Origin of the sequence: Pantoea sp. USMM079 (genome assembly GCF_037153115.1) — a bacterium.
GTDB classification, from domain to species: domain Bacteria; phylum Pseudomonadota; class Gammaproteobacteria; order Enterobacterales; family Enterobacteriaceae; genus Pantoea; species Pantoea communis.
Map to the genome: position 1 here is coordinate 656,815 of NZ_JBBCKX010000001.1, position 23,658 is coordinate 680,472.

The following is a 23,658-nucleotide window of genomic DNA, read 5'->3' on the forward strand; positions in this document are numbered from 1 at the left end:
GGCGCTATTTCTGCGCCTCTGTGAGTGAAACATCGCTGACTGCGCATGAAACTCCCTGGCGCGAAGAAGGTGCGCGATTCTTTGGCGAAAATCTTATTTCGCCAGCTCTTCCAGACTGTCTTTAAACGACGTCACCGCGATGGCACGGTTATCCGCGCGATAACGGTCCGCCGGTGCGGGTGCAGAGCTTTGCACCGCAATCAGTTTCCAGCCATCACCACTTTTCAGTAGCAGCGGCGATCCGCTGTCGCCTGGCAACGTATCACATTGATGCGACAACACCGCGCGTTGCGCCCAGCCGGTAATCAGGCAGTCGCTGTGAGAATAGAGCGTGTCGAGGTGATCAGCAGGGTAACCGGCTTGTGTCACTTTGCGTTCGGTGGTTTTCAACGCATCGGTTAAATCGCTACGTGAGCCGTCAAATAAGGGGATGGGTACGATACCCGACGGCGGATTATGCAAAATAACCAGCCCGTAATCGTAAGGTGCCGCGCCTGGTGGCACGATCCAGCCCTCACCATCGGCCTGTAGCCTGCGCGCCAGTGAAGGTTCTACACGCGCATCAATATCATGTATTTCGTAACGCCAGCCTTTAGCACCTGACATAAAACGCAGCGCCACCGGTTTATCAAATTTACCCGGAGGGGCGAGCAGGCAGTGTCCAGCGGTTAATGCCAGATGGGCGGATATCAGGGTGGCCGTGCAGAGGTTGCCACTTTCGGTCTCCAGTTGGCCAATGGCATCCCAGGGAGCGGCACTCACATCCGTAATGGCTTTGCGGTGGTCTTTGCCAAAAAATAGCGTCTTGATGTCTTCCGGGCTTGGCCCATCTTCATCATCGGCATGTGCTGCGAGGTTAAAACTGAAAATTCCAACAAGTAACAGGATAGCCAGGCGCATAGTTCTCTCAATGGCGAGAATAAGAAGAGGTTATTGTCATCACGCTTGAGCGATAACTATAGTCGGAGAGCGGGAAAAAAGGGAGAAATATTGGAGTAATCAGCACGCTACAACGACTAGATAAAAAAGCTGGCTGCAACAATGCCGCACAGGATCATCACAATCAGGATAATTTCGAAGCGATAGCGACGCACCATTTTTCGCTACTCCAGTAAATAAACACCCGGCATAACCGGGTGTTTTCAATCGTTAATGCGGTGTTGGCGCTAAGAGGCCGAATTATTTAGCCGCTTTTTTCACTTTGTGGTGCTTTTTAGCAGCCTGAGCTTTCTGTGCAGCTGGTTTGGTTACTTTTTTGTGGTGCTTTTTAGCAGCCTGAGCTTTCTGTGCAGCTGGCTTGGTTGCTTTTTTGTGGTGCTTTTTAGCAGCCTGGGCTTTCTGTGCAGCTGGCTTGGTTGCTTTTTTGTGGTGCTTTTTAGCAGCCTGGGCTTTCTGTGCAGCTGGCTTGGTTGCTTTTTTGTGGTGCTTTTTAGCAGCCTGAGCTTTCTGAGCAGCTGGCGCTTTCTTCGCTACTTTTTTGTGTTTCTTAGCTGCCTGAGCTTTCTGGGCAACTTTCTTATGATGAACTGCTTTGTGCTTAACAGGTGCTGCGGTAGTGGTAGCGGCAGCAGCCGGAGCAGCTGTAGTGGTCTCAGCAGCGAAAGCAACAGAAGACATACCCATAGCAGCGGCGATCACCAGTGCAACTAATTTTTTCATCGCAAAATCCTCGAACTATATTTTCATGTGTAGCCCACTGCGGGGCCGGTGAAAGAACTATAAGAAAAACAATTCGGTCTTTCCGTGAGGCATTGGTATCGGCGTGTAACGGAATGTACAAAGGCGGGTTAAGGAAGCGAAAAGGGGCGGCCGGTCGGGCCGCCGCGCAGTTTACTCAGAGAGATAGCGTTGTTCAAGGTGCTGACGGAAATAGTGCGGATTCAGTGTTTCACCCGTGGCATTCACCAACAGTTGCTGCGTCGGGAAGCGGCTGCCGTGCTGCCAGATATTCTGCTGTAACCAATCAAACACCGGCTGCAACTCCCCGTTACGGATCAGCTCATCAACTTGTGGGATAGCGCGCTTTACCGCCTGGAACAGCTGGGCGGCGTACATGGCACCCAGCGTGTATGTTGGGAAGTAACCAAAGGCGCCATCAGTCCAGTGAATGTCTTGCATGCAGCCATCACGGTAGTTGCCACTCGTATCCATCCCCAGAGACTGCTGCATTTTCTCATCCCACAGCGCAGGGATGTCATCAACTTCAATCTCGCCTTCAATCAACGCACGTTCGATTTCGTAACGCAGAATCACATGAGCTGGATAGCTCAGTTCATCGGCATCCACGCGGATAAAGCCCGGCTTCACGCGTTGTGTCTGGCGAACAAAGTTATCCAGCGCTAATGCGGGCTGGTTACCCATTAGGGCGACGACCTGCGGATGAATATGCTGCAGGAACGCCTTGCTGCGGCCCAACTGCATCTCCAAAAACAGGCTTTGTGATTCATGCATGGCAGTCGAGCGAGCGTGGGCCACCGGTTGTCCACGCCATTGCTTTGGTAGGTTCTGCTCGTAACGTGCATGACCGGTTTCGTGGATCACGCCCATCATGGCACTGAGGAAGTCGCTCTCATTGTAACGCGTGGTAATGCGCACATCTTCCGGCACGCCGCCACAGAAGGGGTGGGCACTGACATCCAGGCGACCATGATTGAAATCAAAGCCCAGCGTTTTCATCACACTTAAGCCGAGCTGTTTCTGCGCTTCAACAGCAAAGGGACCCACCGGCGCCGCGATGGCGGTTTTCTGCTGCTTCTCGACGGCTTTCTGTAGCAGCGAGGGTAGCCAGCTTTTTAATTCGCCAAAGGTATTGTCGAGTTGTGCACTGGTCATGCCCGGTTCGAACACATCCAATAACGCGTCATAACGAGAGACACCCAGCGCTTCGGCGCGTAACTGGGCTTCCTCACGGCTGAGTTTCACCACTTCTTTTAGGTTAGCCGAGAAGCCTTGCCAGTCGTTGGCAGGGCGCTGTTGGCGCCAGGCATGCTCACAACGCGAACCGGCCAGCGATTTGGCTTCAACCAACGAAGCAGGCAGAATCGTTGCCTGCTGCCACGCACGCTGCATCTCGCTCAGGTTAGCTTGCTCTACGTCGTTCAACGATTCCTGCTGGGCGGCATCGAATAAGCCGCCAAGGCGTTTATCGGTCAACAGTTCATGCATAAACACACTGAGTTCCGCCATGGCTTCACCGCGCGCCTGGCTGCCGCCGGGTGGCATAGTGGTTTGCATATCGACACCGGCAATAGCCCCAAGATGGCCAAAGCGTGCCAGGCGCTGGAAAGTTTTGCTAAGTTCCTGATAAGCAGAAGTCACAATTAAAGCTCCTTATGACGGTAAACGGGGCGAAATATCTCGCAAGGGTAGATCAACCGGCCAGCAGAAGCGAACGCTGGCACCACCGAGCGGACTGCTCTCAATAGTGACCTGTCCTTGCAGTGCCTGTGCAATAGAGTGGACAATCGCCAGCCCGAGCCCACAGCCGCCGGTCGCGCGATCGCGACTAGGGTCGAGACGCACAAAAGGTTCAAAAACGCGTGCGCGCTCTTCAGGTGGAATACCTGGACCATCATCTTCAACCTGTAAATTACCGATGGCGCCGTCAAACCACAGACTGACGCGCAGCCGCTGTTGGGCATAACGCAGCGCATTGTTCACCAGATTATCCAGTACGCGTTCCATCAAACGGGTATCGGCGGAACCCACATTCTCAAGTTGCGGAATATCCAGCGCGATATGCGCTTGAGGATTCATGGTTTGCACATCTTCGATATGCACACGCAACCACTGCGCCAAATCAAACGACTGAAGGTTAAGATCGACACGCGGGCGGTCGAGGCGCGCATAGGTTAACAGCTCTTCAATCAGGCTCTCCAACTGGCCGACATCGCGGTTCAACGCAGCCGACTCGGCGTCACTGAGGTTATCGCTCATTTCCAGGCGATAGCGCAGTCGAACCAGCGGTGTCCTTAACTCATGGGCGATGCCATCAATCAGCTGCTTTTTGCTGGCAACCAGCGTATTGATATTGTCCGCCATCTGGTTAAACGCCACGCCGAGGCTGTGCAGACTCGATGTACTTTCAAAATGGGTACGCACATCCAACTCACCGCGACCAAAACGTTGCGCGGCTTTCTCCAGCCGCTGCATCTCCTGCCAGTGCGGTCTTAGCCAGATAAACACCGGCAGCGCCAACGACATGCCGATAAACGCCAGCAGCGCGATATCCAGAATGCGCATCTGATGCAGATAAAACAGATAAGGGATCGGGCCGACTGACAGCACATAATGGCTGCGCGGTATGTGCTGCAGGAAAGTGTATTGATCGTCGAGTGCGACGATCTCACCGGCGCGCAGGCGGCGCATATCAGGCTCATCCAGCTGATATTTACTCATCGGTTCGATATGCAACTCAAAAGACAAATCGAGATCGAGATTGCGGATGGTTTTATTCCAGTCACGCGGGGGGATCTCACGCAATTCACTGCGCATTAAAAACAGCGAACTCGCCATCAAATCATTCATTGACTGGCGGCCCGCACGCTCAGCGGTGAACTTGTACACCAAGCCCACCAGCAAAGTCATCACCAGAAAGCAGACGAACAGCAGCAGATAGAACTGGATAAAGAGCTTTCTCATGCGGAGCGGGTATCCCAGGCCTGAGGCGCGAACAGGTAACCTTTATTGCGGATGGTTTTGATACGAAACGGCTCGGTGGCACTGTCATACAGTTTTTTGCGCAGGCGGGATATCGCCACATCAATGCTGCGATCCATGCCGTCATAGCTCACCCCTCGCAAGGTTTTCAGCAAGGCATCACGATTCAGGATCTGGCCTGCATGCGTGGCCAGCTCCCACAGCAGATCAAAATCGGCGGTGGAAAGGGTGATGTTCTCGTCAAACAGCGTGACCTGGCGATTGAGGGAGTCGATGGTCAGTGAACCAAAACGCAACACCCGCTGTGAACTTTGAATAGCGGGCGCCACTTCAGGCTGAGAACCCTGCGCCTGGCGCAGATGCAGACGCAAGCGTGCCAGCAGAACAGCGGGCGGCGTGGTTTTCAGAATGTAGTCGTTGGCGCCCATCTCCAGCGCCAGAATGTGGTTCATGTCACTGTCTAGCGAGGTCAGCAGCACAATCGGCCCTGACCAGTGCGCGCGCAAGTCGCGGCAAACGGTCATGCCATCTTTGCCCGGCAACATGATATCCAGTAGCACCAGATCGGGATCGGCTTCTAAAATAGTCGCTTCAGCACGGTCACCGCGCGTTTCAACAGTCACTTCAATATCGTGGCGGCCAAGATAAGCGGCGATCAATTCACCGACTTCTGGCTCATCTTCCACATAGACAATTTTGTTCATATTTCACGGTAAGTGATGAGAATGACAGCAGCATAACTTTTCCTGGTCTTGAGCTCTACGCTATCGCACGAAATATCCCTGCCTGACTGGTATAATTACGGTGAAATGTGCCATTATTAGCGGCGCGTTGTAGCGCAAGGTTCGGAACCGTAACGAAAACCAGGAGGAGTGCGAGGGTGTCTGATAAAGAGCTGGCTTCAGCCGGATACAGTGACCGCATCTGCTTCAATTACAGCGATTTTCTCTCTGCTTCCTGCAAAAAACGCTGGAGTTTCGTTGACGCCATTTACGGTGTCATGCCGATTTTTGGCATGGTGACGCGTAAATCTGCACACGGCTTAGCGGCAAGCGACGATCATCTGAAAGAATTAGCATTACAAATCATTTCAACGCAGGTCAGCGACGAGATCAATATCGCGCGACTGATTACCCTCGCGGAACAACAGCACATCAGCCGTTTTGACATCCAACTGCCTTATCCGTTGTCAGAAGATCAGCTGGACGCGATTCATCAGGAATATCGTAAAGCGCTCAATCTGACACAGCAGGATGACCTGCTGTGCGTTTCCATCCCGGTTCAGCCTCACTAATTACTGCGTGAGCTGCCACATCGCTGGCAGTGCTGCCGCAATCAGTAATCCAATCGCGATGCGCTCAAGTTGTGACAACACTCTGTTACCACGGCCGCCGCGTCGCGCGTAAAGGAACAGCAGTAATCCCGGCGCGTAAAGCACCACAGACAACAGCAGGTGCAGCGGGCCAGAAGCATAAAGCAGCCAGAATCCGTAGGCACTGGCACCCAATCCTACCGCCAATGCCAGCGGATTTTTTTGTCCGCGAACCACTTTAATTAAATACAGCCCCACCAGCAGATACGGCACCAGAATCATCTCTGACGCGATGGTCAGCAGCGTATTGTAATCCGCGCCAGTGGCCGCAATCAGGATCAGACAAACCTGCACGCTGCCGTTGGTGAGCCACAACGAAGCGGCTGGCGAATTGTGACGATTCTGTCGCGCAATGCTGCGGGGAAAAGCCCCTTGCTGTGCCGCCAGAAAAGGGACTTCTGCTGCCATAATTGTCCAGCTTAAATACGCGCCACACACGGAAATAATCAGACCCACCGCAATCACCGTATTACCCCAATGTCCCAACAGATGCTGCATCAAGCCGGCCATGGAGGGATTTCGCATTTGCGCCAGCTCTGCACGCGGCACCAAGCCCAGTGCAAGCAGGGTCACCAGTAAGTAAACCAGCAGTGCCGCGATAACCGCCAGCATGGTGGCGCGTCCCACATCTTTCTTATGGCGTGCCCGCGCGGAGACAACCACGGCGCCTTCCACACCAATGAAGACCCACAAAGTAATCAACATGGTCTGCTTGACTTGCTGCCAGAGTGGCTGGCCCAGCGCGGCGCCGCTGAAGTCAAAGTGGAAGCGATCGTAGTTGAATGCGAGTAAAGCCAACACCACAAACAGAAGCAGCGGTACCAGTTTCCCCAGGGTAGCGAGCAGGTTGATGCTGGCAGCCGTTTGCACACCTCGTAACACCAGCCAGTGCACCAGCCATAAAAGTACCGACGCACCGAGCATCGCTTGCCAGGTATTGCCATCGCCGAATACCACGTGGTCAGGCGAATCGGTGAAAAAACTCAGCGCCGAAAAGACAATCACCAGATAAGAAACGTTGGCGATGACCGCACAGAGCCAGTAACCCCATGCGGAACAAAATCCGACTAACTCACCAAATCCCGCGCGTGCATAGGTAAAAATCCCACCGTCCAGTTCGGGTTTTAAGCGCGTCAGCAGCAGCATGGCTAGCGCAAGAAACAGGATGCCGACACCGGTGATCAGCCAGCCAATCAACAGAGCCGCGGGACCGGCGACGGCAGCCATATTTTGCGGCAGGCTAAATACACCCGCACCGAGCATCGAGCTGAGTACCAGCGCAGTGAGCGCGCTCAAACCTAATTTTTTATCCAAAACACCATTCCTGGGCAGCAGAGTATGCTGGGTAGTGACGATTCCGCTGGGGTGTAACGTGGCAATAGGCCGGATTTAAAACGGAATACCCTGAAAACAGGCGAAGGATTTTACGGAGAGCGAAAAGGGAAGGCAATGCGGGATTATGCAGATCTGCGCACAGACTATGCAAATAGATGAGCAGGGCGACAAAAGCCGCCCCGCAGGAGAATTACTTGAACAGATCCGCGGTCACGGTCAGGTTACCACCGCTCTGGCTCGACCACTGACGGGTGATGTGATAGTACTTCGCACCCTTATCTGCTGCACGTTTAGCCACGGCTTCAGAGACTTCAGTCGGTGTACCAAAGTGATCGGAGAAGGTCACAGTATCAAACGGCTGCATCTGTGCGGCAGTAATCGCATTCACTTCCTGCACGCTACGGCCATCTGCCAGCTTAACGGTATAACGCTGACCGGTTGAACTCTGCGTTTCAAAGAAACGGCCTACGCTACGGCTAGGGCTATCAGACGAGGCAACACCCGGAATGGCCACTTTGCTGGCTGCAGCGCCACCAGCAGCCAGTGCTGCTTTGCCGGCTTCAGAATCGGCAGGAATCGAATCTGAAACATTCTGCACCTTACGTTCTGGTGCATCCGCTTTATAGACATAAGCGGTCACGTACTGGTTACCGCCGTTATTGGCATCAACCTGACGCACAATAAAGAAGGATGCCGCGCCTTTGTCTTTCGCCTGTTTGGCAATGGCATCATTCACATCTGGCTGGCTGGCGAAGAAACCGCTAACAGAAACAGTATCGAATGGCTCTAAACGATACGCTTCGGCTTTTGGCAACTCTTTCACACCACTAAAGGTGCGGTATTGGGTGGTGTTATCCGCTTTTGGGGCATCAGCTTTGTACAAATCAGCCGTGACGCGCCAGTTGCCGCCGTTGCCGTTGGTATCGTTGATACCCTGCACATAGAAGGAGTCAGCGCCTTTTTCATCGGCTGCTTTAGAGATGGCATCGGTAGCATCACCGATGGCATTGAAACGACCGCTGATATTAATACGTTCGAATGGTTTCAACGCGGCCGCTTGTTCTGGCGTCAACTCTTTGGCGGCAAATGCATTTGCTGCCAACAGTGATAACAAGGTGGTCGCCAGAATGGTGTTCTTCAGCTTCATAAAAATGATCCTTCGCCTTACGCAAAATGAGTACGAAAACGTGCTGGACTCTTGATGTATAACAGATTAGCCGCTGATTATTGCATGTAATAATCAACCTGTCTCAGCCAATTTATGCGCATAAGATTGACAATATCCGCAAATTATTCATCGACATGTCATTTACCTATGCTATGGCTTTTTTTTGACCGCTTTACCACTTATTCTGGTAACACATAGCATCATAATGGTTAAAGTATTGTTAAATAAAGGTTTTTAAAAATACTAAATTCGACATGACACGATTTTGCGCAGCAGAATATTTTTTATTATGTCGCAAAACTAGTGGCAAAAGGTGGCATTCAATCTTTGCTTCTGAATATTAGTGTGAATGTCATAAGTGTGCGTTATCGCTGTGGATCACTTTTCACATTTTCAGTAGGTTATAAAGACTTTGTTACATTGCGCATTTTGCTCATAAAAAGCTGAAACGCTGTTTCAGCCTTATGGGCTTGTGCCACTTACAGAACCTCATCCTTTAATTGTTGAAAGGAAACAGTATGTTAATTGGGATACCCAAAGAGCGGTTAGCCAATGAGTCGCGCGTTGCTGCAACGCCAAAGACCGTTGAGCAACTGATCAAGCTGGGATTCAGCGTCACGGTCGAGCAGGGCGCAGGTATTCGCGCAAGTTTTGACGATGAGAGCTTTATCGCCGCTGGTGCCACTGTCAGCACCACCGAAAGTGTCTGGCAGTCTGACATCGTGTTAAAAGTGAATGCGCCAGACGATCAGGAGATCGAACTGACACGCGCGGGCAGCACTTTAGTTAGCTTTATCTGGCCCGCACAAAATCCGGCACTGCTGGAAAAACTGGCGGCACGTCAGGTTACCGTCATGGCGATGGATTCTGTGCCACGTATTTCTCGTGCCCAGGCACTGGATGCGCTGAGTTCCATGGCGAACATCGCGGGTTACCGTGCGATTGTAGAAGCGGCTCACGAATTTGGTCGCTTCTTTACCGGCCAAATCACCGCAGCGGGTAAAGTACCACCCGCCAAAGTGATGATCATCGGTGCGGGCGTGGCGGGTCTGGCGGCAATCGGTGCAGCGGGCAGCCTTGGGGCTATCGTTCGTGCGTTTGATACCCGTCCAGAAGTGAAAGAACAGGTGCAGAGTATGGGCGCCGAGTTCCTTGAGCTGGATTTCGAAGAAGAAGCCGGAAGTGGCGATGGCTATGCCAAAGTGATGTCAGAAGCCTTTATTAAGGCAGAGATGGAGCTGTTTGCCGCGCAGGCGAAAGAAGTCGATATCATCGTCACTACCGCTTTAATCCCGGGCAAACCGGCACCGAAGCTGATTACCGCTGAAATGGTTGCCAGCATGAAGCCAGGTAGCGTGATTGTCGATCTGGCGGCAGCAACCGGCGGTAACTGTGATCTCACGGTAGCTGATCAGGTGACTCTAACCAGCAACGGTGTGAAGATCATTGGTTATACCGATCTGCCTAGCCGTCTGCCAACACAGTCCTCTCAGCTTTACGGTACCAATCTGGTCAACCTGCTGAAACTGCTGTGCAAAGAGAAGAACGGCGAAATCACCGTCGACTTCGAAGACGTTGTGGTACGTGGCGTCACCGTGATTCGTGACGGCGAAGTCACCTGGCCAGCACCACCGATTCAGGTATCTGCTGCACCGAAAGCGGCGCAGGCGGCCATTGAGCCAAAAGCAAAAGTGGAAGCCAAGCCGGTTTCACCGTGGCGCAAATATCTGCTGCTGGCATTGGCTGTGGTGCTGTTTGCCTGCCTCGCTAACGTGGCACCGCCTGAATTCCTCTCCCACTTTACTGTCTTCGCACTCTCCTGTGTCGTCGGTTACTACGTGGTGTGGAACGTCAGTCACGCTTTGCATACGCCATTGATGTCCGTCACTAACGCCATTTCCGGCATTATTGTGGTGGGTGCGGTGCTGCAGATGGGACACGGCGGGTGGGTGACTTTCCTTGCCTTCGTCGCGGTACTGATTGCCAGCATCAATATCTTCGGTGGATTCACCGTCACCCAGCGCATGCTGAAAATGTTTCGTAAGAATTAAGGGGTAACAACATGTCTGGCGGATTAGTGACTGCAGCATACATTGTTGCCGCAATTCTTTTTATTTTCAGCCTGGCTGGCCTCTCAAAACACGAGACGTCAAAGCAGGGTAACATCTTTGGTGTCAGCGGCATGGCGATTGCGCTGCTGGCGACCATCTTCGGCCCCAACAGCGGCAACGTGGCGTGGATCCTACTGGCGATGGTGATCGGGGGTGCAATCGGTGTGCGTCTGGCGAAGAAAGTCGAAATGACTGAAATGCCAGAGCTGGTAGCGATTCTGCACAGCTTTGTCGGTTTGGCTGCGGTGCTGGTGGGTTTCAACAGCTACATCGATCATGCACCAGGCCTGGCGCCGGTGATGGAAAATATCCATCTGACGGAAGTGTTCCTCGGCATCTTTATCGGCGCGGTGACCTTCACCGGTTCCATCGTGGCGTTTGGTAAACTGCGCGGCAAGATTTCGTCGAAAGCGCTGATGTTGCCACATCGTCATAAAATGAACCTGGCAGCGCTGGTGGTTTCCTTCTTGCTGATGCTGTGGTTTGTACAGACGAATAGCACCGGTTCACAAGTCGTCGCGCTGTTGTTGATGACGGTGATTGCACTGGTGTTCGGCTGGCATCTGGTGGCGTCGATTGGCGGTGCGGATATGCCGGTTGTGGTGTCGATGCTCAACTCCTACTCCGGTTGGGCGGCAGCGGCTGCGGGCTTTATGCTCAGCAACGACCTGCTGATCGTCACCGGTGCGCTGGTGGGTTCTTCGGGTGCCATTCTGTCTTACATTATGTGTAAAGCGATGAACCGCTCGTTTATTAGCGTGATTGCCGGTGGTTTTGGTACCGATGTGAGTGTCGGTGGCGAGAGCGAAGAAGAGGGTGAACATCGCGAAATCACGGCAGAAGACACGGCGGAATTGCTGAAAGGCTCAACGTCTGTGATCATCACCCCCGGCTACGGCATGGCAGTGGCGCAGGCACAGTACCCGGTGGCGGAAATTACCGAAAAACTGCGTGCGCGTGGCATCAAAGTGCGTTTCGGCATCCACCCGGTTGCTGGCCGTTTGCCTGGCCACATGAACGTGTTACTGGCTGAAGCCAAAGTGCCATATGACGTGGTGCTGGAAATGGACGAGATTAACGATGATTTCAGCGATACCGATACCGTGCTGGTGATCGGTGCCAATGACACCGTTAACCCGGCGGCACAGGAAGATCCGCGCAGCCCAATCGCTGGTATGCCCGTACTGGAAGTGTGGAAAGCGCAGAACGTTATCGTGTTTAAACGTTCAATGAATACCGGTTACGCCGGGGTGCAGAACCCGCTGTTCTTCAAAGACAACACGCAAATGTTGTTTGGTGATGCGAAGGCGAGTGTAGAAGGTATCCTGCGCGCGCTGTAACCTGAAGTGCGATTAAAAAGGCGACCATCTGGTCGCCTTTGTTGTTTTAATCGTCTTCGTCTTCTTCATCGTCATAATCAATCGGCGATTTGAAATCGTCCGGTTTGATTGCCAGCAAATCACAACGGAGATGATCAATAACCTGCTCTGCGGTATTCCCCAGGAACGCGGCTGAAAGGCCAGTGCGGCCGATGGTGCCGAGTACCACAATTCCCGCCTCCAGATGAGAGGCGATATCCGGTATCACTTCCTCCGGCAAGCCTTTTGCCACATGGGTAAACTCTTCGCCGATGGAGAATTTCTGGCGTAGCGCTTTCATCGCCACCAGATGTTGTCCGCGAATCGCATCGTTATACACGCTGGGGTCAAAGTCGGGGAGTTCAATGGCGATATTGATGGGCGTGATGGGATAAGCACCGACAAGGTGCACTTCTGTGTGATTGACCATATCGGCCAACAGCACGGTTTCACGAATCAGCTTTTGGTTTAATTCATCGTGATGGGGCTCTTCACTAGCCAGATTGACCGCCACAACGGCTCTGCCACCTTCCGGCCACGGCTGATCTTTCACCATCCACACCGGGCAGGGGCATTTGCGTAACAGATGCCAGTCTGTCGGGGTAAAAATCACTGCTTCCAGGCGATCGTACTGATGGGCCATTTTCAACACCAGGTCGTGCTGGTGCGCCATCACTTCCTGAATGATCGCTTCGTACGGACGGTTATGCCACACCACTTTAATTTCAATATCAACACCGGCCTCAAGATAGGCGTGGGCCTGTTGACGAATCCATTCAGTACGCTGACTGATCACACCTTTACGCATGTTGGATCGCTCATCAGGCGACAACAAGGTGGTCATTTCATAGGAGAAGTCGTAGATAGGCAGGAAAGCTTTGATTTTTCCGCCGATACGTTGATTCAGATACACCGCACGACGCAGCGCGGGTTGATCGTCCTGTTGGGCGTCAATCGCCACCAGAATATTTTGGTACCGGGACATAAGGCAATCTCCTCAAACCAAAGCAAGTTGGATTAAAGATAGCCTAAGTTGGCGCAGGGCAGAAGGGGAAAAGTTGTTGCCGGATCAATAAACTAACATTTATCGACCCGGCATAGAATCACGCAGCTTGTTCAGTCTGACCCGCCAGTTCTGCCAGCAACGCATGGTTCTCGATAGTGATATATTTGCCTTTCACGGCCAGCATGCCACTTTTCTGGAAGCGGCCCAGCAGACGGCTAATGGTTTCTACGGTTAGTCCCAGGTAATTACCAATGTCACCACGCGTCATGGTGAGGCGGAATTCGCGTTGTGAGAAGCCACGTTGACCAAAGCGGCGTGACAAATTCCAGACAAAGGCCGCCAGACGCTCTTCCGCGTTTTTCTTGGAGAGCAGCAGGATCATATCCTGATCGCCTTTAATCTCACCGCTCATCAGACGCATCATCTGCTGGCGCAGTGCCGGCATTTTACCGGAGAGATCGTCGAGAGTTTCGAAAGGAATTTCACACACCATCGCTGTTTCCAGCGCCTGAGCAAAACTCGGGTGGTGCGCGCCGACAATCGCATCAAAGCCCACTAAATCCCCTGCCAGATGGAAGCCGGTAATCTGCTCGTCACCCTGTTCAGTAATGGTATAGCTTTTGATGGTGCCGGAGCGGATAGCGTAAAGCGATTTCAGTTCATCACCGGCTTTGAACAACGTCTGACCTTTCTGAATCGGCTTTTTGCGCTCAATGATATTGTCCAGCTGATCCAGCTCATGCTCGTTCAGTGTGAAAGGGATACACAACTGGCTGATACTGCAATCCTGACAGTGAATGGCACAACCGCCAGACTGAATACGTCGAATGCTGCGTTTTTCCGGGATCATATAGGTACGCTCGATGATTATTGACTGCCGTCAATTTTAACATTTTTACGCGTTAAGGGAACTCATCCGAGCAGTAATTCCCCTTAAACCCCCACTAACGTAGGGTATACCTGAGTTTGCGCAAGGTTTGCCTGACATTATTTTTTGACCTGGAACGTTTTGTTGCCATATTTACATCTGGTCATAACTTGTCTCAGTGCAAAAAGTGCCAGATGTGATGCCAAAAATCCTTTGCTACTATATTGTTTTTGAGCGGCAACTTGCGCTCAGCAAACCACCAGGCGTGAGAAAACACCATGAACCTAGACGATGAAGACCTTTTCCGGGATGCCATGGGCGATGTGACGCCACTGAAAGATTGTGCCAATACCCAATGGTTGCGTTCCCCTTCGACCAAAGCGCCGCGCCCGACGCAAGCCAATGACGAACAGGAAAATTTCCTCACGCGGGGCTTTCTCGACATCATCCCGCTGACGACTCCGCTGGAATACAAAACAGAAGGGATTCAACAAGGTGTGTTGGACAAGTTGCGGCTGGGGAAATATTCCCTGGACGCCAGCCTGAACCTGCTGCGTCAGCCGATAGAAACCTGTCGAAAGTCATTGTTCAGTTTCATGCTGCAGGCACGCAAGCAGGGGCTACGCAATCTGCTGATTATCCACGGTAAAGGCCGTGATGATGAAGCCCATGCCAATATCGTACGCAGTTATCTGGCTCGCTGGCTGACGCAGTTTGACGAGGTGCAAAGCTTTTGCGTGGCGCAGCCCCAGCACGGAGGTGCCGGGGCACTGTATGTCAGTTTAAGAAAAACGGATCAGGCGCGGCTGGATAATCGTGAGCGCCACGCCAAACGCAGTCGCTAATCAGGTGTGAAATTTGCGAATGGTCGCCAGCAACACTTCGGCACTCAGGCTGAGATGACTGCCGCTGCGGGTGATAATCCCCACCGGCTCTCCCGGCCCAGGGGAGTTAATCGGCAGTGCAATAACGGCATTGTGGCTAAGGTCTTCCTTGATGGCGCCTGAGGGGACAAACCACACATAGTCATAACGCAGGGCCAACTGACGCGCCAGCGAAGTGGATGAGGTTTCAACACAATTAGCGGGAAGCGCACAACTTTGCTCGTCCAGCATATGTTGAGCGATACGACGCGGGGCGGTGCCCTCCGGCGATATCACCACCGGCCACTGCATCGCGCGCGATAACGTGACGTTGTCACTGAGGAGCGGGTGTTCCGGACGTACCACCAGTTTAAGCGACTCAAGGAATAGCAATTCATAACTCAGACCCGCCATCATTTCACTGTCGGCCATGCGCCCAATGCCAATATCAAACTCACCCGCGCGCAACCCGGCCAGCAGAACATTATTATGTAATGTCGCCACTTGTACCGTGGTGTTCGGTTGTTGCTCGTGAAAGCGATCGAGAATCTGTGGCAGCATACCCATTGCCGCTGTGGTGAGCGCGCCGAGGCGAATCACGACCGGTCGGCCGGGTTGTGGGGCGTTAAAGCTTTGGCCTGCATGGTTAAGCGCATCCAGCACTTTTACCGCATGGACAAGAAATTGCTCGCCGAGCGTCGTTAACTGGGCACCGAGACGACCACGTTCAAACAGACGCGCGCCAGCCAGTTCTTCCAGCTCATTCAGGGTTTTTGAGAGCGCAGGCTGGCTGAGATTGAGTGTCTCTGCCGCGCGCCCCAGCGTGCCTTGCTGCGCGACCGCAACAAAGGTGTGTAAATGGCGCAAGCGAATGCGCTGATTGAAAAGGGAATTTTTGTCCATAGCCTCAAACATAATGACTTTTACCTGATGGCGGCAATGGGAAAACTGGAATTATGTTAACTTCACTGCAAAATTATATTAACAAAAGCCCTGATATTGCTAACCTGATGTTTTAACTCGAATTAGTAAAAATCAGCGCCAATGCAAAATTATCACCTATTGCAATATCAAGCGCTTAATCTCGCATAATTTGAATAATTCTCACTTACACCTAAAAATCCTGCCCGTTATTGTTAACGATGAGCTATCATTAGCGCCGTTTTTTTTACCAAAACTGATGATTAAACGATGAATGTGCAGGAGTTGATCCGTGACCACCGTTGAAGCCGTAGATGTTCGCCAGCTGATTAATCAGAGTGCGCTTAGCCGTTGGCAAAAACGCCTGATTGCGCTGTGCTTCATCGTTGTTGCGCTGGATGGCATGGACATCGCGCTGATGGGCTTTATCGCTCCTACATTGAAAGCCAGTTGGGGCGTCACTAATCATCAGCTTGGCATGGTGATCAGCGCTGCGCTGATTGGCCTGGCCTTAGGTGCCATGGTGGCAGGGCCATTGGCCGATCGCTACGGGCGGCGTGTGATGATACTGCTCAGCGTGGGTTTTTTTGGCTTGTGGACGCTGGCCACCGCCATGGCGCAAAACATCGATCAAATGATGTTATTCCGTTTTCTCACCGGCCTTGGCCTCGGTGCAGCCATGCCAAACGTTGGAACGCTGGTAGCAGAGTATGCACCAGAGCGTCGACGTTCATTCATTATCACCGTGGTGTTCTGCGGTTTCACCTTTGGTGCCGCATCGGGCGGATTTGCAGCTTCCTGGCTGTTGCCTCGCTATGACTGGCACTCCGTGATGTTGATGGGTGGCGTCTTGCCGCTGATTGTTTTGCCTTTCCTGCTGCGCGGCTTACCGGAATCCGTGCGCTTCCTGATTAGCCGTCGCGCACCTGCTGCACGTATTCATGCCATTTTGGATCGCATGCTGCCTGGCGTCGTTGAGCCGAACAGCCATTACCAGTCCACTGAACAGGTTGTCGTGCGGCGTGGCGCAGTGGCGACGGTGGTTTCCCGGCGATATCTCTTCGGCAGCCTGATGTTATGGGGCGGCTACTTTATGGGGCTGTTCCTCGTCTATCTGATTGGCAGCTGGATGCCCTCGCTGATCAACACGCTGGGAATGTCGGTGACGGAAGCCGCCATCGTTACGGCGATGTACCAGGCAGGTGGCACGGTAGGTTCGCTCTTTGCGGGCTGGCTGATGGATCGCATTAATGCCAATATCGCGCTGGCGGTGATCTACTTCTGTGGCGGCATTGCGATTGTCGCGCTCGGCTTCTCCCCGGCGGAAGTGGGATTAATGAGTGCCATCGCCTTCTTTAGCGGCTTCTGCTTTAACGGCGCCAATACCGGCATGAATGCGCTGTCCGCCAGCTATTACCCTACGCACGCGCGTGCGACCGGTTCCAGCTGGATGCACGGTGTGGGTCGTGTCGGTGCGATTATGAGTGCTTTTGTCGGCGCAGAGCTTCTTTCGCTCGGGTGGTCGTTCAGCCAAATCTTCCTGTTGCTGGCGATTCCAGCGGTGCTCACCACGATCATGCTGGCCCTGAAATGTCGCTTTGGTGACCCGTCAGACCGGGCTGAGTGACAGGGCGATCACAGTTCCACGAAATTCCTCCACGGCGATAAAGGGTTGATCTACATTAGCAACAACCCTTAACGCCGAGGTGATGACCATGGAAAACTTTCTCACCAGCGATGCGATTCGCACGCTGTTCTCACAAGCTATGTCCAGTATGTATCAGCAGGAAGTGCCGCAATATGGCACCCTGACGCAACTGGTCACGGCTGTGAATGAACGTACGCTGGAAGCACAACCCGCTTTAAAAAACCGTCTCGCCGCCGCCGATGAACTGGACCGACTCAGTGTGGAACGTCACGGTGCGATTCGCGTGGGAACGGCAGAAGAACTCAGCACACTGCGCCAGATGTTTGCGGTAATGGGGATGGAACCGGTGGGATATTACGATCTCTCCCAGGCGGGCGTGCCGGTTCACTCCACCGCTTTTCGTCCGGTTACGGACAGCGCATTGCGCCGCAATCCGTTCCGCGTGTTTACCTCTCTGTTACGGCTGGAACTTATTGATGACGCCGCGCTAAGGGAAAAAGCCGCCGCGATTTTAGCCGCGCGCGATATTTTCACGCCGGGTTGCCGCGCATTGATCTCGCAACACCAACAGCAGGGCGGTTTAAACGCTGCGGACGCGGCGCTTTTTGTCAAAGAGGCGCTGGAAACCTTCCGCTGGCATGCCCACACCACTGTGGACAGCGTGACCTACCGCGCACTGAGTCAGCAACATCGATTAATCGCCGATGTAGTGTGCTTCCAGGGGTGCCACATCAACCATCTGACCCCACGCACGTTGGATATAGATCGCGTGCAAACCTTAATGCCCACGCGCGGCATCGATCCTAAAACCCTCATCGAGGGCCCCCCCCAACGTCAGGTGCCGATTCTGTTACGTCAAACCAGCTTTAAAGCGCTGGAAGAGGCAGTCCATTTTAATGACGGCACCCCCGGCACACATACTGCGCGCTTTGGTGAGATCGAACAGCGCGGCGCGGCGCTAACCCCCAAAGGCCGCACACTATACGACCGTCTGTTAGCGGAAGCGGGCACCGGCAGTGATAACCAGCATCATCAACAGCATCTGAGCGCGGTGTTTCGCGATTTCCCAGATGATGAAGATACCTTGCGCGAACAGGAACTGGCGTGGTTCCGCTATCGTTTGACCGCTAAGGGCACCCAGCATCCTCCGCAAACGGGAGAAACTCTGGTTCAACTGCTTGCTGAAGGGCGCGTGCTGGCAGAACCGATAGTGTATGAAGATTTTCTGCCAGTGAGCGCAGCGGGGATATTTCAGTCTAATTTAGGCGACGAAACGCACGCACGTAGCGCGGGCAATGCCAGCCGGGCGGATTTTGAAGCCGCGTTAGGTGCAGCGGTGCAGGATGAGATGGCGTTGTATCAGCAGATGCAGCAGCGCAGTCTGGCTCGTTGCGGTATACGTTAAGGGCATAAGAAAACCGGTCTGTGAAGTGGCATCAGCACTTCAGCAGACCGGCTTCATTTCTTTTGATTTTTATTGCAAGCGCGAATCACGCACCAGCGTGTACTTCCCGGCACCCAAGAACATGATGGCGAGTGCGCCCAGCAGATAAAGCGCCTCTGTTTCCAGAGACCAGGCACCAACATCTGTGCGATGCCAGACCGCGCCCATTTTTACCAGCAAGGTCGCAACAACCATGTTCACCGCAATAATGAAAGCCGCAGGGCGCGTCATTAAACCGATGATCACCATGACAGGTGCCACTATTTCCCCGATGTAAGCACCGTAAGCGATGAAACCTGGCATGCCTTTAACGGCCAGCATATGAGCGATCCAGTCGACGCCATGCATCACTTTGAATTCGCCATGAAACAGCAGCAGGCCGCCAAACGTCAGACGTAACAGCAGTTTACCGAAGTCCGGGTGATCGCTCATCCGATTGAACATCTGGTTGATACCACCAAACATCGCGCTTCTCCGTCTCGCCAGGTTAACTTGTAACCTTAATGCAATTCGCCATGCCAGGGTTAGCCAAATAATTTGATGGAGATGTTCAATGGATCGAAAGCATATTCGGCTTAATCTGCAAATGCTTTCAGAACATGGACATTCGCTCAAGGCCTGCAAATAATGGAACCAAGCTTGATCTGGGAACCCGAGATGAAAAACGAACGACGTCTGAGGATCATGACCGCAGAGGGTGAACTCAGAGGCCTGATTGACGATGATCTTTTTGTCTTCAAGGGAATACCTTACGCCGCGCCACCTGTGGGCGCACTGCGCTGGCGTCCGCCACAGCCGGTTGCACACTGGCAAGAAGTACGTGAAGCCACGCAATGGGGTGATGCCAGCTGGCAAAACCGGGATTATTGCGTGGCAGTGGGTGGCGGCGATCCGGGCCGGTTCAATGAGGATTGTCTGTACCTGAATATCTGGACTCCAGACGTTGAGCCCTCCCGTCCCTTGCCGGTGATGGTGTGGCTGCACGGCGGAGGCTTTACCATCGGCGCGGGTAGTCTTGATCCCTATCGCGGCAAAGCCTTAGCCGCGCAGGGCGTCGTCGTGGTCACGCTCAATTATCGTCTTGGCCATTTTGGCTTTTTCGCCCATCCGGCGCTGGATGCTGAATACCCGCAAGAAGCGGTGGTAAATAACTTTGCCTTGCTGGATCAAATCGCTGCGCTGCAATGGGTTCAACGCAATATTCCTGCCTTTGGCGGCGATCGCCAAAATATCACACTGTTTGGCGAATCATCGGGGGCGCGCAGCGTGTTGTCTTTGTGCTGTTCTCCGCTGGCTGAAGGGCTGTTCCACAAAGGTATTGTCCAGAGTGCATACAGCTTGCCGGATGTGCCGCGCAGGAGGGCGCAACAGATCGGTAAACAGGTTGCAGCGCATTTTGGCCTGCCGGATCACGCCTCTGCCGAACAGCTTCGTCAGTTACCTGCCGATCAATTCTGGCCGCTGCAACGTCCATTGGGATTAGGTCCGGTGGCAATCAGCGGTGATGCGGTGCTCCCCAAACCGATGCTCGAAACCTTTATGGCCGGTAAACAGCATCGGGTGCCGTTGATGGTGGGAAGTAACAGTGATGAAGCCAGCGTATTGGATTATTTTGGTGTTGATCCTGCAACGGTGTTACAACAAATTCGTCGCAAAAATCGCCTGAGTTATGGCCTGATGAAATGGCTATACGATATTCACGACGATACCTTACTGGGCCGGGCAGTGGCGCGAGACATGGCGTTTACCGTGATCCCGTTACTGGTGGCGCAGTCTCAACACAGTATTGGCATGCCTGCCTGGCGATACTGGTTCGACTATGTGTCAGAGAACGCCCGCGACCTCTATCCACATGGCACCTGGCACGGCAACGAAATCCCCTATGTATTCAACACACTGACCTCACTGAAACCGCTGCCTGAGCGGGATTACACTGACGCAGATAAACGCTTCGCCGACATGGTCAGTACCTATTGGGTGACCTTCGCCCGGGATGCCAGTGAGTTTAGCTATCGGCTGCAGGGCAAAATCGACTGGCCGGTGTGGCGTCCCCGTGAAGACCTGACATTAGCCCTCGGTGATCAGGGTAAACCGCAAGCGGTGTTGAAGGCGCGTTTTATGCGTGGGCGGCTGCGTTTGTTCCGTCTGATGATGCGCAGCCACGTTAAGCTTTGATGAGCAGGCTAATAGTGAAATTGCGCAAATGAATTTATAAGGCAAATTTTCGGCTAATCCATTGATTTTCAGTAATAACATTTCCTATCCGGCTTAAGCAGACAGCAATTAATTAGCTTATTAAACCGTTACATTTTCCCAATCCACTGCCGATAAACGCAATATGCCCGATTTTATCGGGCCTCCTACGCGTTTCACACCAAGGGATTATGTATGGGAATCTTAAAAAACTTCACTATTCGCGCCGTCATGCTGACCATTCTCGGGCTGTTCTGCCTGCTGTGGTGCGGTGTCGGGTTATTTAGCGTGCACTCGCTCAATGCTCTCGGCGAAGGGAATGAGATAGACCGTGAGCTGGTTAATCAGATGACGGTACTGAGTAAAGGCAACGATCAATATTTTCGTGTGGTGACGCGTCTATCCCGCGTGATGGAAGGGCGTGCATCGGGCGCGGCAGTAAGCGCGGATGCCTTCGCACCGGTGCAACAGGCGCTGGAGAGTATGAAAGCGCAGCTGGTGCAATTCAAAGCGATGGCACCCGGCCCGATGGACAGTGAAACGGTTAACAGCGTTATCGCCAGCTGGCAGAAATTGCTGGATGAGGGGATTGCGCCGCAGGTGTCGCTGGCACAGCAGAGCACCGTTGAAGCTTACCGCACACAGGCTAATAACGTGACGCCCGCCCTGAGCCGCGCCTTTGGCACCAGCGCGGAGGCGTTTAATAAAGCCGCAGGCATTAAGCTGGATGAAACCCGTGTCACCGTCGATAAACTCACCAACATTACTAAGGTGATTATTTTGGTTGCTGTGGTGTTCGGTCTGGTGATTTTGCTGTTCACCGACCGTTATCTGGTAGCGATGCTGGTGAAACCACTGGAGCGCGTACGTAACCATTTTGCAGTGATTGCCCAAGGCGATCTTAGTCAGCCCGTGGAAGATTTCGGCCGCAACTGTGTCGGCAAACTGGTACCGCTGCTGCGTGCGATGCAGGACAGCCTGCGTGAAGCCGTGAGCGCCATTCGCAGCGGAACCGAGAATATCTATCGCGGCGCGGCAGAAATCTCATCCGGTAACAACGATCTCTCCTCCCGTACCGAAGAGCAAGCGGCCGCGCTGGAGCAAACTGCGGCCAGTATGGAGCAGCTCACGGCAACGGTGAAATTCAACGCCGACAACGCCCGTCAGGCCAGTTCACTGGCAGAAACGGCTACCGGCACCGCGCAGCAGGGCGGCCGTCTGGTAGGGGAAGTGGTCACCACCATGCAGGGCATTTCCGGCAGTTCGAAGAAAATTGCTGAGATTACCAACGTGATCAACAGCATTGCTTTCCAGACCAACATCCTGGCGCTTAACGCCGCCGTTGAAGCCGCGCGTGCGGGCGAACAAGGCCGTGGTTTTGCGGTCGTGGCCAGTGAAGTGCGTAATCTGGCACAGCGCAGTGCCGGGGCGGCGAAAGAGATCGCCACGCTGATTGAAGATTCCGTCCAGCGCGTGGATAAGGGCTCTGCGTTGGTCAGCAGCGCAGGCAGCACCATGAACGATATTCTGAAGTCGGTGCAGGATGTGAATGAGATTATGAAGCACATCGCGGCCGCCTCCGAAGAGCAGAGCAAGGGCATTTCGCAAGTTGGCACCGCCGTCACGGAAATGGACAGCGTGACTCAGCAGAACGCCTCGCTGGTAGAGCAGGTTTCTGCGGCGGCCAGTGCGCTGGAGCGTCAAACGGAAGAGTTGCAGGCTTCTGTCGCGAAATTCCGTCTGTCGGACAGTGCGCCGTTAGATAAAGCTCAGGCCGCGCCAGCCAGCACCGTTCTGCGCCGTCCGCTGTTAACCAGTACGCCTGTCGCTCAATCGAAGTCGGCCAGCGCCGATGAGTGGGTTTCATTCTGAGGCTGACACAACCACGCCACCAGATCCGGCAGGAACGGTGGCGCATCCTGTTCTGCGCACTGTAAAAGGCTGTACGCTGCCCCGGTGGCCACGCTGTTGGCAAACGGGGCAATCAAGCGACCATTCGCCAAATCATTTTGCACCAGTGTCACATCCGCCACCGTTGCACCAAAGCCCTGAATCGCCGCGCTGATGGCCAGATCCATAGTAGCAAAGTGCTGATTGCGTGCCATCGGCACAGTGGCCGCTTGATCCGCCAGCCACATTTGCCAGTCGCGGGAATTATTGGTGGGATGCAAAAAAGTAAACCTCGCCAAATCGCCGATGCCCACGGGTGGCGTGATGTTGCTGCCCAGGACCGGTGTCAGTCGCTCATCAAATAAACGAATGGAACCGGCAGGCGGCGTGCCAAACACAATCGCCGCATCATAATTTTCCAGCTGTGAAGCGTGGTCCAGCGTGGTGGTCAGTGCCACATGGATTTCCGGCCGCTGTTGCTCCAGCGCCACCAAACGTGGCACCAGCCAGCGCATGGCACAGGTGGGCGCTTTCAGGCGAATTGAGGCATTGCTGCGGCTGGCTTTCTCGGTGGCATTCACCAGCATGGCATAACCTTGTTGCAGTTCGGGCAACAGCGCCGCGCCTTGCTCGGTAAGATGCAGACCACGCGCATGGCGTGCAAACAAGGGAAATCCCAGCCAGCTTTCCAGCGTGGCGATTTTACGGCTCACCGCACCCTGCGTAATGCATAATTCACTGGCGGCGCGTGTCAGGTTGAGATGGCGTGCGGTGACCAGAAAAGCATGGATGGCATTCAACGGCAGGGCGGAGCGGGACATA

The 23,658-nt window shown here is 53.6% G+C and carries 20 protein-coding genes; 8 read left to right on the forward strand and 12 right to left on the reverse strand.

The features are described from left to right. Positions 1 to 93: 93 nt before the first annotated feature. The 5 genes from WFP70_RS03155 to rstA form a co-directional block, all read right to left on the reverse strand. Positions 94 to 900 carry a trypsin-like serine peptidase gene (locus WFP70_RS03155; RefSeq protein ID WP_034821307.1) on the reverse strand — a complete coding sequence of 269 codons (807 nt, stop codon included), beginning with the start codon at positions 898 to 900 and terminating at the stop codon, positions 94 to 96. A gap of 279 nt (positions 901 to 1,179) precedes the next feature. Then, a complete protein-coding gene (gene asr, locus WFP70_RS03160; RefSeq protein ID WP_160867390.1) occupies positions 1,180 to 1,659 on the reverse strand; it encodes an acid resistance repetitive basic protein Asr in 480 nt (159 codons plus the stop codon). Positions 1,660 to 1,830: 171 nt separating this feature from the next. Continuing rightward, complete coding sequence (locus WFP70_RS03165; RefSeq protein WP_337022575.1) at positions 1,831 to 3,318, reverse strand: carboxypeptidase M32; 1,488 nt, start codon at positions 3,316 to 3,318, stop codon at positions 1,831 to 1,833. A gap of 12 nt (positions 3,319 to 3,330) precedes the next feature. After that, complete coding sequence (gene rstB, locus WFP70_RS03170; RefSeq protein WP_058962094.1) at positions 3,331 to 4,641, reverse strand: two-component system sensor histidine kinase RstB; 1,311 nt, start codon at positions 4,639 to 4,641, stop codon at positions 3,331 to 3,333. Then, positions 4,638 to 5,363 carry a two-component system response regulator RstA gene (rstA, locus tag WFP70_RS03175; protein ID WP_034830927.1) on the reverse strand — a complete coding sequence of 242 codons (726 nt, stop codon included), beginning with the start codon at positions 5,361 to 5,363 and terminating at the stop codon, positions 4,638 to 4,640. Before rstA ends, rstB begins: the two co-directional genes overlap by 4 nt. Positions 5,364 to 5,539: 176 nt before the next feature. Here rstA and WFP70_RS03180 point away from each other — a divergent pair, with 176 nt between their 5' ends. Next, a complete protein-coding gene (locus WFP70_RS03180; RefSeq protein ID WP_038646835.1) occupies positions 5,540 to 5,953 on the forward strand; it encodes a hypothetical protein in 414 nt (137 codons plus the stop codon). Here WFP70_RS03180 and WFP70_RS03185 read toward each other — a convergent pair whose 3' ends face one another. Next, on the reverse strand, positions 5,954 to 7,345 hold the full coding sequence (locus WFP70_RS03185; protein ID WP_337022576.1) for a basic amino acid/polyamine antiporter: 1,392 nt from the start codon (positions 7,343 to 7,345) through the stop codon (positions 5,954 to 5,956). 211 nt (positions 7,346 to 7,556) lie between these two features. Continuing rightward, the gene (gene ydgH / locus WFP70_RS03190) at positions 7,557 to 8,513 is read right to left on the reverse strand and encodes a DUF1471 family protein YdgH (RefSeq protein ID WP_034830921.1); all 957 of its coding nucleotides are present in this window, start codon (positions 8,511 to 8,513) and stop codon (positions 7,557 to 7,559) included. A 539-nt stretch (positions 8,514 to 9,052) separates the two neighbouring features. Here ydgH and pntA point away from each other — a divergent pair. Then, positions 9,053 to 10,585 carry a Re/Si-specific NAD(P)(+) transhydrogenase subunit alpha gene (gene pntA / locus WFP70_RS03195; protein ID WP_034830919.1) on the forward strand — a complete coding sequence of 511 codons (1,533 nt, stop codon included), beginning with the start codon at positions 9,053 to 9,055 and terminating at the stop codon, positions 10,583 to 10,585. An 11-nt stretch (positions 10,586 to 10,596) separates the two neighbouring features. Further along, positions 10,597 to 11,985, forward strand: coding sequence for a Re/Si-specific NAD(P)(+) transhydrogenase subunit beta (pntB, locus tag WFP70_RS03200; protein WP_034830917.1), 1,389 nt, complete (start codon positions 10,597 to 10,599; stop codon positions 11,983 to 11,985). A 46-nt stretch (positions 11,986 to 12,031) separates the two neighbouring features. Here the strand turns inward: pntB and uspE are convergent, their stop codons facing one another. After that, positions 12,032 to 12,988, reverse strand: coding sequence for a universal stress protein UspE (uspE, locus tag WFP70_RS03205; protein WP_337022577.1), 957 nt, complete (start codon positions 12,986 to 12,988; stop codon positions 12,032 to 12,034). Positions 12,989 to 13,106: 118 nt separating this feature from the next. After that, positions 13,107 to 13,859, reverse strand: a complete 753-nt coding sequence (locus WFP70_RS03210; RefSeq protein WP_034830913.1) for an FNR family transcription factor — start codon at positions 13,857 to 13,859, stop codon at positions 13,107 to 13,109. A gap of 296 nt (positions 13,860 to 14,155) precedes the next feature. On the opposite strand from WFP70_RS03210, the gene smrA reads away from it, so the two are divergent. Continuing rightward, positions 14,156 to 14,722 (forward strand): DNA endonuclease SmrA, encoded by a 567-nt coding sequence (gene smrA / locus WFP70_RS03215; RefSeq protein ID WP_034830911.1) that lies wholly within the window; start codon positions 14,156 to 14,158, stop codon positions 14,720 to 14,722. Here the strand turns inward: smrA and WFP70_RS03220 are convergent, their stop codons facing one another. Continuing rightward, positions 14,723 to 15,643 (reverse strand): LysR substrate-binding domain-containing protein, encoded by a 921-nt coding sequence (locus tag WFP70_RS03220; protein ID WP_337022730.1) that lies wholly within the window; start codon positions 15,641 to 15,643, stop codon positions 14,723 to 14,725. 310 nt (positions 15,644 to 15,953) lie between these two features. Between WFP70_RS03220 and WFP70_RS03225 the strand changes: the two genes are divergently transcribed. Together WFP70_RS03225 and hglS are read left to right on the forward strand one after the other, a co-directional pair. After that, positions 15,954 to 17,288, forward strand: a complete 1,335-nt coding sequence (locus tag WFP70_RS03225) for an MFS transporter (protein WP_160867384.1) — start codon at positions 15,954 to 15,956, stop codon at positions 17,286 to 17,288. An 88-nt stretch (positions 17,289 to 17,376) separates the two neighbouring features. After that, complete coding sequence (hglS, locus tag WFP70_RS03230; protein WP_337022578.1) at positions 17,377 to 18,714, forward strand: 2-oxoadipate dioxygenase/decarboxylase HglS; 1,338 nt, start codon at positions 17,377 to 17,379, stop codon at positions 18,712 to 18,714. Between the two features lie 69 nt (positions 18,715 to 18,783). Here the strand turns inward: hglS and WFP70_RS03235 are convergent, their stop codons facing one another. Continuing rightward, positions 18,784 to 19,218, reverse strand: a complete 435-nt coding sequence (locus WFP70_RS03235) for a DoxX family protein (RefSeq protein WP_034830906.1) — start codon at positions 19,216 to 19,218, stop codon at positions 18,784 to 18,786. Positions 19,219 to 19,410: 192 nt separating this feature from the next. Between WFP70_RS03235 and WFP70_RS03240 the strand changes: the two genes are divergently transcribed. Beyond that, entirely contained in the window at positions 19,411 to 20,928 is a 1,518-nt protein-coding gene (locus tag WFP70_RS03240) for a carboxylesterase/lipase family protein (RefSeq protein WP_337022579.1), read from the forward strand. Between the two features lie 213 nt (positions 20,929 to 21,141). Further along, entirely contained in the window at positions 21,142 to 22,818 is a 1,677-nt protein-coding gene (locus WFP70_RS03245; protein WP_337022580.1) for a methyl-accepting chemotaxis protein, read from the forward strand. Here WFP70_RS03245 and WFP70_RS03250 read toward each other — a convergent pair. Continuing rightward, on the reverse strand, positions 22,776 to 23,657 hold the full coding sequence (locus tag WFP70_RS03250) for a LysR substrate-binding domain-containing protein (protein ID WP_337022581.1): 882 nt from the start codon (positions 23,655 to 23,657) through the stop codon (positions 22,776 to 22,778). The genes WFP70_RS03245 and WFP70_RS03250 overlap by 43 nt on opposite strands. Position 23,658: the final 1 nt, after the last annotated feature.

Excerpts from the sequence above, each read along its gene's own strand:
- WFP70_RS03240 (WP_337022579.1), top strand. The coding sequence starts at position 19,411 with ATGAAAAACGAACGACGTCTGAGGATCATGACCGCAGAGGGTGAACTC.
- pntB (WP_034830917.1), top strand. The coding sequence starts at position 10,597 with ATGTCTGGCGGATTAGTGACTGCAGCATACATTGTTGCCGCAATTCTT.
- rstB (WP_058962094.1), bottom strand. The coding sequence starts at position 4,641 with ATGAGAAAGCTCTTTATCCAGTTCTATCTGCTGCTGTTCGTCTGCTTT.
- WFP70_RS03155 (WP_034821307.1), bottom strand. The coding sequence starts at position 900 with ATGCGCCTGGCTATCCTGTTACTTGTTGGAATTTTCAGTTTTAACCTC.
- pntA (WP_034830919.1), top strand. The coding sequence starts at position 9,053 with ATGTTAATTGGGATACCCAAAGAGCGGTTAGCCAATGAGTCGCGCGTT.
- asr (WP_160867390.1), bottom strand. The coding sequence starts at position 1,659 with ATGAAAAAATTAGTTGCACTGGTGATCGCCGCTGCTATGGGTATGTCT.
- WFP70_RS03235 (WP_034830906.1), bottom strand. The coding sequence starts at position 19,218 with ATGTTTGGTGGTATCAACCAGATGTTCAATCGGATGAGCGATCACCCG.
- WFP70_RS03245 (WP_337022580.1), top strand. The coding sequence starts at position 21,142 with ATGGGAATCTTAAAAAACTTCACTATTCGCGCCGTCATGCTGACCATT.
- smrA (WP_034830911.1), top strand. The coding sequence starts at position 14,156 with ATGAACCTAGACGATGAAGACCTTTTCCGGGATGCCATGGGCGATGTG.
- hglS (WP_337022578.1), top strand. The coding sequence starts at position 17,377 with ATGGAAAACTTTCTCACCAGCGATGCGATTCGCACGCTGTTCTCACAA.
- WFP70_RS03250 (WP_337022581.1), bottom strand. The coding sequence starts at position 23,657 with ATGTCCCGCTCCGCCCTGCCGTTGAATGCCATCCATGCTTTTCTGGTC.
- WFP70_RS03210 (WP_034830913.1), bottom strand. The coding sequence starts at position 13,859 with ATGATCCCGGAAAAACGCAGCATTCGACGTATTCAGTCTGGCGGTTGT.
- uspE (WP_337022577.1), bottom strand. The coding sequence starts at position 12,988 with ATGTCCCGGTACCAAAATATTCTGGTGGCGATTGACGCCCAACAGGAC.
- rstA (WP_034830927.1), bottom strand. The coding sequence starts at position 5,363 with ATGAACAAAATTGTCTATGTGGAAGATGAGCCAGAAGTCGGTGAATTG.
- ydgH (WP_034830921.1), bottom strand. The coding sequence starts at position 8,513 with ATGAAGCTGAAGAACACCATTCTGGCGACCACCTTGTTATCACTGTTG.
- WFP70_RS03220 (WP_337022730.1), bottom strand. The coding sequence starts at position 15,643 with ATGGACAAAAATTCCCTTTTCAATCAGCGCATTCGCTTGCGCCATTTA.